Genomic DNA, 12,054 nt, shown 5'->3' with positions numbered 1-12,054 from the left:
AGCTGGCGCATCGCGTAGTAGTGGAGCATTATGAGACTTGCGATTGCTAAAATTGATTTAGTGGCTTTGTCATACAATTTGTCAAAGACCAAACAGCTAGCCCCTCACAGCAAAGTGATGGCGGTGCTCAAAGCGAATGCGTATGGCCATGGTTTAGTGACAATTGCTCAGCATCTGACTACAGCAGATGCCTTTGCTGTTGCACGCATTGATGAAGCATTGGCTCTACGTGCAGGAGGGGTGACAAAGCCCATAGTCCTGCTTGAAGGCTTTTTTAATAAAAGTGATTTACCGATTTTACTGGCCAATAACTTCCAAACTATCATTCATGATGAAAACCAATTAGCGATGTTAGAATCTGCAGAACTTGATGCACCGATTGCTACGTGGTTAAAGGTTGATACTGGCATGCACCGTTTAGGGATTGAACCTAGTCAGTTGGAGGGGTTTTATCGTCGTTTAAAAGCGAGTAAAAATACACACAGTGCCGTGAATTTGATGACCCACTTTCCATGTGCTGATGATCTAAACAACGCCCGTACGCAAAATCAAATTACGGCATTTAAACAGCTCACTAATGATCATAATGAGCAGCTTTGTTTAGCTAATTCTGCGGGTATTTTAGGCTGGACTGAGAGCCACTGTGATTGGATCCGTCCAGGACTAATGATCTACGGAGTATCACCCATGCTACATTGCCAAGGTGTTGATCACGGTCTGAAACCGGTTATGCGTTTAACGACTAAAGTGATTGCAATACGCGATATACCCGCAGGAGAACAAGTGGGTTATGGTGGCCGATGGCAAAGTAACCAACCTACCAAGCTTGCGGTAGTTGCAATGGGTTACGGAGATGGCTACCCACGACATGCCAAACACGGTACTCCAGTTGTTATTAAAGGACATCGTTATGGTATTGTTGGCAGCGTGTCGATGGACATGATCACGGTTGATATTGGCGAGAATAGTGAGCAAATAGCAGTGGGCGATGAAGTTGAAATGTGGGGGCCAAATTTAGCGGTAGAGGAGATAGCTGAGTGTGCAGATACCATTGCGTATGAGTTGCTTTGTAATGTTACACCACGCGTGGGCTATCAATATATTTCGTAACGTAAAACATTCATTTAATTTTGGTGCCTTGTAGTGTTGCGACAACACATCGGCTTGAAGCATGATCTCTATGCTCACCTAAATAAATGCCTTGCCAAGTCCCTAATTGCAATTGGCCTCGTTTTATTGGGATAGTTAATTCACAGCCCAAGGTACTTGATTTAATGTGCGCAGGCATATCATCATCTCCCTCATCGTCATGCTTATAATATTCCTGACATTCAGGTACAAAATGATTAAAGTGACTTTCTAAATCCATGCGAACAGTGGGATCAGCGTTCTCATTAATCGTTAAGCTGGCTGAAGTGTGTTGAAGAAATAAATGCAACAAACCGACTTGGTAGCTTTTGATCTGTGGTAGATGTTGCAGTATTTCGTGATCTATAAGATGAAAACCTCGGCACTTTGCCGAGAGTTTTATCATTGTTTGTTGCCAGCTCATAAGGTGTCGAAGCTAACCTCGATGTGTGCGTTACCATCTTCAGAAGTGAACGGCATCATGAGTTTTGCACCATCGCATTTGTGCGCAATAGTATGCCCAGCACCAGAGACGACAATAGGCGTGGCCATTTCAAAGTCATAGCCTTTTTCACCTAACAAGTTTTTTGCACCACCAGTGACCATGTTAGTTATTTCCCCGACCATATCAGTTACTTCTTCATTGATTTCATCAGGGCGTTCGCCAAGCATTCTCTCCATAATGGTCAGTGCTAAGCTCTCGTCAAAAGAAATAGAAAATGAGCCTTTAGTTTGTGGACCCACCATACCTATTAATCCGGATACATCACCACGAGCAACTTCGTCTTTTTTGATTTTTGGCTTCCCTGGAGTCAGCTCTGTTTGCGCCATTGTCGATAGCACGTTAATTAAAGACGCCAAAAAAGGATTGATGAACTCTACCTTCATTAGTGGTTCCTTTGTTCTTTATATTTAATAATGCACTTTGTTAATATATCAGTGTAGTGCTTTTTAAAGGCTATTGCCTCTACTGTTTGCATTTTTCGCATTGGCCATGAGCTTCTATGGTTTGAGCACTGACAATGAATCCTTTTTCTGCTGCTAAGTTATTTAATTCATGAGAAATAATACTAGAGTGCAATTCATCAACATGGCCACATGTATCACAGATCAATAGCTGAACTGGGTGAATGTGATCAAAATGGTGGCAGAGCATAAATGCATTTGCGCTTTCGATTTTATGAATGAACCCCAGTTCAGATAAAAAGTCGAGTGCGCGGTAAATAGTGGCTGGCTTTGCGCCTGCTTCTGTAAGCTTTAGCTCTTCCAGCAAGTCATATGCGCCAACGCCACCTTGTTTACTCGCTAAAAGGCGAAACACTTTTTCACGAATTGGTGTGAAGCGGGCCCCTTTGTTATCACAAACTAGCTTAGCTTTACTTACCAATAATTCAATATTCATAATTTAAATCCTTACACTGCTTAGCAATACTAACATATTCTTTTTAATAGTCTTGTGTTGTTAAAAATTATTTTTAAGTCAACAAAGTAGAATCATATTGCTATGTAGCACTGTTGCTGTGGATAGGATTACATTGTAAGTGAATCAGTGCAAATGTGCGAGTTTTAGTGAGAGATTCAATAATGTTAGTCAATGGTGTTAGAAAGCGAAATAGACAGGCATAAAAGGATGTCACTGAGGGCCTCATTAGTGTATTCGTGACTTGTATCTTTCGTTGAACATTTATCTATGGCATTTGCATCTATATTTTTAGGCGAATTTACCGAGTATGAACATATTTATATTGTTTGGAGTATAGTTTTACAGATTAATAATTGCGCGATTTGTTCTAAAGTTATGAACAAATTACGACTACTAACGCAAATAAATGAGAAATTAGGCTCGAAAAAGCATTGAGAGGTGGTTATGTTTCAAGGTGCACAGATAAAATTGAAATGCTGGTTTCATAATTTAGCTCACAGGCCTAATTATCGTCGTTATACGAATAGTGATATGGGCATTGAGCAAGCGTTAAAGAGCAATATACCTTCGCCGCACTGGTTACTTATTGATGATGTAAAAACAGAAAAGGTGACAGACCACGCAGTAGAAGATGTCTCAAAATACACATTAAAAACACGTTCTGTCTTCATAAAACATGTGTTTATAAATGACATAAAAAACCAAGTAAAGCCCACAATTTCAGCGGTAGATATTGATTTTTTTCGAGCTTTAGATCATATGTCCATGTATTATTTCGTATTAGTATATGTGAAAAGCCAAACTACTCAGCAATATGATAGTGCGTTCTTCTTAGATGATTATGAAGCTATTCAAGGGATCGGAAAAGCAGAGGCGCAAAGCCGAGCAACTGATTTGGCATCCATTTCTAAGATCATAAGAACATTTTTGCTATAAATGAGGCAGTATGTAGTGTAAAGGGCCGCTCCAAACATGTCATCGCTTACCGGATCTTATCTTCCTAACTGCTCTTGTTAATATTTTACTCAGCGCTCGATCTTACAAAGCCATTTATTTATCGGTCGGAAACGTTCTTAATATTAGCTTTAATAACATTAAGTTTCTATGGTGTGGAGGTGTGCCTGATTAGCAGTGGTAAAGCATAATACGAGTCGGGTGGTTAAATCGCTTAAAATTGTAATACTTTATGAGGTAAGATTATTTTAATAAAGAAACTAAAAAACTAAATGGTGGCCCCTCCCAGACTCGAACTGGGGACCTAACGATTATGAGTCGTGTGCTCTAACCAACTGAGCTAAGGGGCCATCCACAATATGACAAGACATGTCATATTGAATTTTGCTTTAAAGTATTAACAAGCGGGTGCAGTATAAAAACTTTTAAAAGCCTTGTCACTAGGAAATGTCATAAATTTAACTATCTGTAAATCAAACGGTTAATTTTTATTCTATTTTAGTGAAATACCTATATTTCGAACAGAAAGTCGGCTATGAACCGACTTTCTGATTTGTGATGTAATTAGGCAATGCCCAATTTTTTCTCTAAATAGTGGATGTTTGTGCCACCATTATGGAAGTTTTCATCAGCAAGAATTTTCTTATGCAGTGGCGTATTGGTTTTGATCCCGTCGATAACAAGTTCATTTAACGCATTACGTGCACGTGCAATAGCCACATCACGGTTTTCACCATAAGTGATTAATTTACCAATCATAGAGTCATAATGAGGAGGGACTGTGTAATCAGCGTAAATATGGCTGTCCCAGCGAATCCCTAGACCGCCAGCAGGATGGAATCGGGTGATTTTACCTGGTGATGGAATAAACGAATCTGGGTCTTCAGCGTTGATACGGCACTCAACGGCGTGACCTCTGATCACTACGTCATCTTGCGTGAATGACAAAGGTTGTCCCGCTGCGATTTTCAGCTGTTCTTTAATTAAGTCGACACCAGTTACCATTTCAGTAACAGGGTGCTCAACCTGAATTCGCGTATTCATTTCAATGAAGTAGAACTCGCCATTCTCATACAAGAACTCAAATGTCCCCGCACCGCGATAACCAATTTCAATACATGCACGGGTACAGCGTTCACCAATAAACTTACGCATTTCTTCAGTAATACCCGGCGCAGGCGCTTCTTCAACGACTTTTTGGTGACGACGTTGCATAGAGCAGTCACGCTCACCTAAGTGAACAGCATTACCTTGGCCATCGGCTAATACCTGAACTTCGATATGACGTGGGTTTTCTAGGAATTTCTCCATGTATACCATGCCATTACCAAAGAACTGCTTTGCTTCTTGCTGTGTTAACGCGATTGAGTCAATAAGCTCTGCTTCATTGCGTACTACACGCATACCACGACCACCACCACCACCAGCGGCTTTGATGATAACTGGGTAACCAATACGCTTCGCGATTTGTACGTTACGATCTTTATCATCAGTTAATGGGCCGTCAGAACCTGGTACACAAGGTACACCCGCTTTTCGCATAGCCTCAATTGCTGCAACTTTATCGCCCATAATGCGAATTGTATCGCCTTTAGGACCAATGAAAATAAAGCCACTTTGTTCAACTTGGTCTGCAAAATCGGCGTTTTCCGATAAAAAGCCGTATCCAGGGTGAATTGCAACAGCATCGGTTACTTCTGCGGCTGCAATAATACGTGGAATATCTAAGTAGCTTTCAGTTGCTGCTGGTTTACCGATACAAATGGTTTCATCTGCAAGCAAGACGTGCTTAAGATCACGGTCTGCTGTTGAATGCACAGCGACAGTTTTGATCCCAAGTTCCTTGCAGGCACGCAATACGCGAAGTGCAATCTCACCTCGGTTTGCAATGACTACTTTATCTAACATAGCGTTTGCCTTCTAAAAGTGCGTGATTATTCGATGATGAATAGCGGTTGGTCGAATTCAATTGGTTCGCCATTTGCTACTAGGATCGCTTTAACAACACCCGCTTTGTCAGCTTCGATTTGGTTCATCATTTTCATTGCTTCAACGATACATAACGTGTCGCCAACATTTACTTTAGAGCCAACTTCTACATAGGCCGGTGCTTCTGGCGAAGCTGCTGTGTAAAAAGTACCAACCATTGGAGAAAGTATTTGATGGCCAGCAGGTGCTGCTGGAGCTGCTGGTGCCGCTGCTACAGGCGCTTCTGGAGCTGGCGCTGGTGCAGCAGGCGCTAAAGGCGCTGCGAACTGCTGTGGAGCAGCCACTACAGGTGCGTTACTGTAACGATTAATGCGTACTGATTCTTCACCTTCGGTGATCTCTAGTTCTGCAATGCCTGATTCTTCTACTAATTCGATAAGTTTTTTGATCTTGCGAATATCCATACAATGACCCGCCTGTTAGTTAATTTGAGTTATTTTCGCTTTGCAATGTACTTATTGCAGCTGTTAACGCTGCTTGATAGCCCATTGCGCCTAATCCACATATAACGCCTTGCGCCACATCTGAGAAATAAGATTTATGGCGAAAGGGTTCTCGTGCATACACATTGGTGATATGCACTTCATAAAAGGGTATTGAAACGCTTAATAATGCATCGCGTAGCGCTATACTGGTGTGTGTAAACGCTGCAGGGTTAATGATAATGGCATCTATTTTTTGCCATCCATCATGAATTGCATTTATAAGCTCTGCTTCGCTATTACTCTGCAGATGCGTGAGTGTCACATTATGTTGCTGTGCGTAGTTAGTTAAGGGTTGCATAATGTCAACAAGTGTCTGCGTACCGTACTTATTTGGTTCGCGTCGTCCTAACATGTTCAAGTTAGGTCCATTTAAGACTAAAATCTTTAACTGTGTAGACATAATGCGTGAAATTCCCTTAAATATTAAACTAACGAGTAATTTAGCTTGTTCTATAAGTTAACTTAAGCTGTTCAACAAGAAATAGCAAATTTTTCTCACGTTCGCGGACTATTATAGAGAGTTCGAGGTAAATAGCAGCAAAATACTGGTCTAATGAGCAGGTATTAGAAATGAATAAAAATAAGTAAAAAGAAGAGGAAGTGACACTTTCTCTTCTTTTTTATTCGACTTTACTGAAGAGCGGTGCGGACTTTTTGAAGGTGAGCGGCAAAATCATCGGCATCTAAAAAGCCAGTGACTCTAAGCTCGGGCACCTCATTGCCTTGTTTATCAAAAAATAAAATGCTCGGCAGACCAAACACCGTATATTCTTCCATGATCTCAATGCTGGTCTCGTTTGTTTCGGTTAGATCAAGTTTCAATAGTGAAAAATGTTTAAACTCAGCTTGGACGTTCTCTGCTGGGAAGCTATATTTTTCAAACTCTTTACAGGCAACGCACCAGTCAGCGTATAAATCAACCATGGCAATTTGACCATTGTCGTTTGCCTCGCTGGTGGCTACTTTCAGCGCAGCAAGGTCTGCTAGCAGGCTAAACTCTTTTTTACTGATTGCGTCAGCGGACTGTACGGTGGTATTTTGATTCGGCAACAATACTTGTTTTGTTGTCAACGCACTAACCAGCAGTAGCATACTAGCGCAAGCCCATAATAGTGTTTTGAGTTTTCCAGCAGTTTGCGTGCTTTGCCAATAGTGTAAATACAGCGCTGTTGCAGCCATCAAGCCTGAAGCCAGCAGTAAAATAGTGTTAAAGTCCAAAATACGTTCAAGTAATATAAGGGGTACCACAAGCATGATAAATCCGAAGAGGGTTTTAACTTGCTCCATCCAACCCCCTGCTTTGGGTAGTAACTTACCACCTGATGTGCCGAGCAATAATAAAGGTAATCCCATACCCAAGCTTAATACATACAAGGTAACACCACCGACAACATAGTCGCCGCTTTGAGCAACGTAGAGCAGTGCCGCCGATAAGGGCGCTGTAGTACAAGGAGATGCAATTAAGCCTGATAGTACCCCCATAGAAAAGACGCCAAAGTAGCTGCCGCCTTGTTGTTTATTGCTGACAGAGGTCAGCTTATTCAGCATGCTGCTAGGCAGCTTTATTTCGTACCAGCCAAACATCGACATGGCGAGGAGTACAAACAGTAAACTAAAGCTAATTAGTACAGCTGGGTGTTGAATATACCCTTGTACTTGGCCGCCCAGAGCTGCAACAACTAAGCCCAACGCCGCATAGGTAACCGCCATACCCTGAATATAAACAAATGATAAGCGAAACGCTTTTTTGGTCGATAACCCTTGTTGACCCGCAATGAGGCTCGAAAGGATAGGGAACATGGGGAACACACAAGGCGTAAAGGCTAAGCCAACCCCAACAGCAAAGAAAATAGCTAAATTCGTCAAAAAGCTTTGTTGTGCAAGTTGTTCAGTGAACGATAATTCTTCTTTTTCTCCACCTGTCATGGTGGTATCTTGGGCAACTGGAGTGCTATTATTCCCTGTGCTGGTTTCAGCATTTGTATTGACCAGTTTAGTCAAAGGTAGTGTGATTACTTCCGGCGGGTAGCAAAGCCCAGCTTCTGCGCAGCCTTGGTAACGCACTTTCACAACGGCATCATCTTTTATATCACTCAGTTTTGATACCACAGAAAATGAATCAAAATACACAGGGGTTTTACCAAAGAATTCATCCTCGATAATTTCACCGTCGGCGAAGTCTGGTATTTTTATCTTTGCTTCTTTGGCGATGATCTCCAGCTTTTTTTGATAGATGTAATATCCAGGCTCGATGTCCCAGCCAATAAATAGAATGTTACCTTGTTGATCAAAATCAAACTTAAATGCCTCATCAACGGGTAAAAAAGTGTCTTGTTTAGGTGCAAGCAAGCTATCGAGTACATTGTTGCTTGCATGTATAGGGCTTAGCCACAATAAAGAAAAAAGAAAAACCAACAATCTCATTAATTGAATACCTCATCTATATCAGAAATCGCCGCTTAGTTTATGTACCGTAATGGCTAAGCGTCGATGTAATCTGACTGTGTATGAACAACAGTATTGTTGTTCCCTTATATATTACTTACTATTTACGCTAGTTAGGCAGACCGCATCGCCCGCTGTTTGTTCCCGCAGACGGTGGTTTTAGTTACATATATAGGGAGTCTACATAGTAACGTGCGCTGATAAGCGCATTTTGTTAAAACAACCTCACAATTGTGGCATCATACAGACATCATATGTGTGAAATTTAAATCAAGATCATAGTAGCGGATTGACTCAAAATTCCCAAGCGGATTGCGCTGGCTTGAAATGAGACCTGATCACCCATATTTATCTTTCATAAGCGTTAGGAGAAAGTATGTTTCGTATTTTATTTGTACTGTTTATTGTCATTCCAATTATAGAAATAGCTTTATTAATTCAAGTCAGTGATGTTATCGGTGGCTTTGCAACCATTGCATTGGTCGTGCTGACGGCGGTCATTGGTGCGAAGTTGGTCAAAAAACAAGGCCTCAGTGCATTTACCAATGTACAAGGGCAAATGGCCCAAGGGCAAATGCCAGCCAGTGAGCTGTTTAGCGGTTTATGTGTGATAATTGCCGGTGTTTTGTTGATGACCCCCGGGATCATGACAGATGCAATTGGCTTTATGTTATTAACACCTGCTATTCGAGTGCATTTAGCCAATGCGTTGGTTAAGCAAATTGGCGCACAAATGCATGCCAAAATGTCGGCTCAGCAAGGTGGTTTTGCACATCATGCGCAACAAAACCCATTTGAGCGACCACAATCACAGTTTGATAAAACCGAGAGTGTGCAAGAGCAATCAAGCACCATTGAAGGCGAATATCAGCGAAAAGATTAAAAAAATTACAATTTTTACTTGGGTTTTAAAAATGCCATCCCCATTAATGATGGCAACTGAAAATTAACTTTTTTTCTGTTATTTGCAGAAACTGTTAGGAGAACAAATTTTATGAATATTCGCCCTTTACATGATCGTGTAATCATCAAGCGCCTTGAAGAAGAAACAAAATCTGCTGGTGGTATTGTATTAACTGGCTCTGCTGCAGAAAAATCAACACGCGGTGAAGTAGTTGCTGTTGGTAATGGCCGTGTTTTAGACAGTGGTGAAGTAAGAGCATTAGAAGTAAAAGCAGGCGACACTGTGCTGTTTGGTTCTTACGTTGAAAAAACTGAAAAGATCGAAGGTCAAGAGTACCTGATCATGCGTGAAGACAACATCTTAGGCATTGTAGGCTAATCCTACTTTTCAACTTTCAAAGCATTCAAATTTAGAGGAATTTAATCATGGCAGCAAAAGAAGTATTCTTTGCAAACGACGCACGCACAAAGATGCTTGCGGGTGTAAACACGCTAGCAAACGCAGTACGTGTAACTTTAGGTCCTAAAGGCCGTAACGTTATTTTAGACAAGTCATTTGGCGCACCAGTGATCACCAAAGATGGTGTATCTGTAGCAAAAGAGATTGAACTTGAAGACAAGTTTGAGAACATGGGTGCACAAATGGTTAAAGAAGTTGCATCTAAGGCAAATGATGCAGCGGGTGATGGTACAACGACAGCGACAGTATTGGCTCAGTCTATCGTAAACGAAGGTTTAAAAGCGGTTGCTGCGGGTATGAACCCAATGGATCTTAAACGTGGTATCGATAAAGCAGTTATTGCTGCGGTTAATGAGCTTAAAGCATTGTCTGTGCCATGTGCTGATACAAAAGCCATTGCTCAGGTAGGTACTATCTCTGCAAACTCAGATAAAGAAATCGGTGAAATCATTGCCAATGCAATGGAGCGTGTAGGCCGTGAGTCTGGCGTTATCACAGTAGAAGAAGGTCAATCTCTAGAAAATGAACTAGATGTTGTTGAAGGTATGCAGTTTGACCGTGGTTACCTTTCTCCTTATTTCATTAACAACGCAGAAAAAGGGGCTGTTGAACTAGATAGCCCACTTATTCTTTTAGTTGATAAGAAAATCTCTAATATCCGTGAATTACTTCCTACATTAGAAGCGGTTGCTAAAACAAGTAAGCCATTACTTATTATTGCTGAAGACCTTGAAGGTGAAGCACTGGCAACGCTCGTTGTAAATAACATGCGTGGTATTGTTAAAGTTGCTGCGGTTAAAGCACCAGGCTTTGGTGACCGTCGTAAAGCAATGCTACAAGACATCGCAACTCTAACGGGTGGTACAGTTATCTCTGAAGAGATAGGTCTAGAGCTTGAGAAATCAACGATTGAAGACTTAGGTACTGCTAAGCGCGTTGTGATCACCAAAGATGACACAACAATCATTGATGGTGCAGGTGAGCAAGACGGTATCGACGGTCGTGTTTCACAAATTAAAGCACAAATTGAAGAAGCAACGTCAGACTATGACAAAGAAAAGCTTCAAGAGCGCATGGCGAAACTTGCTGGCGGTGTTGCAGTCATTAAAGTTGGTGCAGCGACTGAAGTTGAAATGAAAGAGAAAAAAGACCGCGTAGAAGATGCATTACATGCAACACGCGCAGCGGTTGAAGAAGGTGTGGTACCAGGTGGTGGTGTTGCGCTAGTACGTGTAGCGAACAAGCTTACAGAACTACTTGGTGACAACGAAGATCAAAACCACGGTATTAAAGTAGCACTTCGTGCGATGGAAGCACCACTTCGTCAAATCGTATCAAATGCGGGTGATGAAGCCTCTGTTGTTGTAAACAACGTAAAAGGTGGTGAAGGTAACTACGGTTATAACGCAGCAAACGGTGAATACAGCGATATGATTGCAATGGGTATCCTTGACCCAACTAAAGTAACTCGCTCTGCACTACAATTTGCAGCATCGATTGCGGGTCTAATGATCACCACAGAAGCAATGGTTGCAGAAATTCCACAAGAAGCAGCACCAGCAGCACCAGATATGGGCGGCATGGGCGGCATGGGTGGAATGGGCGGCATGATGTAATCATCCTCTGAGCACTTAAATGCGCAAAGAAAACCCGCTACTCAGCGGGTTTTTTGCTTTTACGTTAATCGAAAAGATAAAAGCGTCGTAGTTGACTTAATTGTTCTAAATATTGCTGTGTGTTTGGTGTAAGTGGGTTGTTGCCTATGTTTAAAATGAAGAGCTTTTGGTTAAGGCTTAAGTTAAGTATTTGAAAGTTATTATTATGTAACTTGAGTTCTTCAATGTTGGGTAACCTAAATGTATCAAGCTGTTTAAGGTTGTTGTCGTTAGCTTCGAGTATTTTTAACAAGGGGTGTTCTGCGAGTGATAAATAGTTGATTTCATTATAGCTGATCCCAAGATATCGTAACTTGGTTAAGTGATCAACATTTAAGTATGATAACTGATTTTTTGGAATATTGAGCTGTTGTAATTTCAAGTTGTAAGTGGTGTCAAGCTGACTAATGTGAGTATTAAAAATGTTTAGCCGTGTTAGCTCTGTGTTATATGTTAGGTCTATTGAATTCAGTGGCGTATCAGAAATAGTTAAATGTTCTAATGCCTTTAAACTACTTAAATCAATTGTAGTAAAAAGGTTTTTGGAGAAAGCTAACGTGCGTAAATTCTTAAACTGCTGTAATTCATCCAGGCAGGGTGAGATCGTGAGTG

The 12,054-nt window shown here is 41.3% G+C and carries 13 protein-coding genes and 1 tRNA gene; 5 read left to right on the top strand and 9 right to left on the bottom strand.

What is annotated here, in order from left to right; translation table 11 throughout:
• The first annotated feature begins 30 nt into the window (after positions 1-30).
• The gene (gene alr / locus CWC18_RS01700) at positions 31-1,110 is read left to right on the top strand and encodes an alanine racemase (protein ID WP_138591194.1); all 1,080 of its coding nucleotides are present in this window, start codon (positions 31-33) and stop codon (positions 1,108-1,110) included.
• Between the two features lie 10 nt (positions 1,111-1,120).
• Here the strand turns inward: alr and CWC18_RS01695 are convergent, their stop codons facing one another.
• The 3 genes from CWC18_RS01695 to CWC18_RS01685 all read right to left on the bottom strand — a co-directional run bounded on the left by CWC18_RS01695 (position 1,121) and on the right by CWC18_RS01685 (position 2,530).
• Positions 1,121-1,552: a secondary thiamine-phosphate synthase enzyme YjbQ gene (locus CWC18_RS01695; RefSeq protein ID WP_138591195.1), complete on the bottom strand. Its 432-nt coding sequence runs from the start codon at positions 1,550-1,552 to the stop codon at positions 1,121-1,123.
• The gene (locus CWC18_RS01690; RefSeq protein WP_138591196.1) at positions 1,549-2,016 is read right to left on the bottom strand and encodes a chemotaxis protein CheX; all 468 of its coding nucleotides are present in this window, start codon (positions 2,014-2,016) and stop codon (positions 1,549-1,551) included. Before CWC18_RS01690 ends, CWC18_RS01695 begins: the two co-directional genes overlap by 4 nt.
• Positions 2,017-2,095: 79 nt before the next feature.
• A complete protein-coding gene (locus CWC18_RS01685) occupies positions 2,096-2,530 on the bottom strand; it encodes a transcriptional repressor (RefSeq protein WP_138591197.1) in 435 nt (144 codons plus the stop codon).
• Positions 2,531-2,995: 465 nt separating this feature from the next.
• Here CWC18_RS01685 and CWC18_RS01680 point away from each other — a divergent pair, with 465 nt between their 5' ends.
• Complete coding sequence (locus CWC18_RS01680) at positions 2,996-3,487, top strand: hypothetical protein (protein WP_138591198.1); 492 nt, start codon at positions 2,996-2,998, stop codon at positions 3,485-3,487.
• Positions 3,488-3,778: 291 nt separating this feature from the next.
• Here CWC18_RS01680 and CWC18_RS01675 read toward each other — a convergent pair.
• From CWC18_RS01675 to CWC18_RS01655, 5 genes are all read right to left on the bottom strand, one after another.
• Positions 3,779-3,855, bottom strand: a tRNA-Ile gene (locus CWC18_RS01675).
• 214 nt (positions 3,856-4,069) lie between these two features.
• A complete protein-coding gene (gene accC, locus CWC18_RS01670; RefSeq protein WP_138593316.1) occupies positions 4,070-5,413 on the bottom strand; it encodes an acetyl-CoA carboxylase biotin carboxylase subunit in 1,344 nt (447 codons plus the stop codon).
• 26 nt (positions 5,414-5,439) lie between these two features.
• A complete protein-coding gene (gene accB / locus CWC18_RS01665) occupies positions 5,440-5,898 on the bottom strand; it encodes an acetyl-CoA carboxylase biotin carboxyl carrier protein (protein WP_138674604.1) in 459 nt (152 codons plus the stop codon).
• A 19-nt stretch (positions 5,899-5,917) separates the two neighbouring features.
• The gene (aroQ, locus tag CWC18_RS01660) at positions 5,918-6,379 is read right to left on the bottom strand and encodes a type II 3-dehydroquinate dehydratase (RefSeq protein WP_138593320.1); all 462 of its coding nucleotides are present in this window, start codon (positions 6,377-6,379) and stop codon (positions 5,918-5,920) included.
• Positions 6,380-6,609: 230 nt separating this feature from the next.
• Positions 6,610-8,403 (bottom strand): protein-disulfide reductase DsbD, encoded by a 1,794-nt coding sequence (locus tag CWC18_RS01655; RefSeq protein ID WP_138593322.1) that lies wholly within the window; start codon positions 8,401-8,403, stop codon positions 6,610-6,612.
• Positions 8,404-8,800: 397 nt separating this feature from the next.
• On the opposite strand from CWC18_RS01655, the gene CWC18_RS01650 reads away from it, so the two are divergent.
• The 3 genes from CWC18_RS01650 to groL all read left to right on the top strand — a co-directional run bounded on the left by CWC18_RS01650 (position 8,801) and on the right by groL (position 11,403).
• Positions 8,801-9,307 carry an FxsA family protein gene (locus CWC18_RS01650; RefSeq protein ID WP_138593324.1) on the top strand — a complete coding sequence of 169 codons (507 nt, stop codon included), beginning with the start codon at positions 8,801-8,803 and terminating at the stop codon, positions 9,305-9,307.
• Positions 9,308-9,418: 111 nt separating this feature from the next.
• On the top strand, positions 9,419-9,706 hold the full coding sequence (locus CWC18_RS01645) for a co-chaperone GroES (RefSeq protein WP_138593326.1): 288 nt from the start codon (positions 9,419-9,421) through the stop codon (positions 9,704-9,706).
• Between the two features lie 47 nt (positions 9,707-9,753).
• Positions 9,754-11,403 carry a chaperonin GroEL gene (gene groL / locus CWC18_RS01640; protein WP_138674603.1) on the top strand — a complete coding sequence of 550 codons (1,650 nt, stop codon included), beginning with the start codon at positions 9,754-9,756 and terminating at the stop codon, positions 11,401-11,403.
• Between the two features lie 64 nt (positions 11,404-11,467).
• Here the strand turns inward: groL and CWC18_RS20935 are convergent.
• On the bottom strand, positions 11,468-12,054 hold a 587-nt coding region (locus CWC18_RS20935), incomplete at its 5' end, for a hypothetical protein (protein WP_212747711.1).

This window comes from Pseudoalteromonas aurantia, assembly GCF_005886875.1.
Classification (GTDB): Bacteria; Pseudomonadota; Gammaproteobacteria; order Enterobacterales; family Alteromonadaceae; genus Pseudoalteromonas; species Pseudoalteromonas aurantia_A.
Note: the sequence above shows the minus strand (reverse complement) of the source record. Positions and strands in the feature narration are given on the sequence as shown.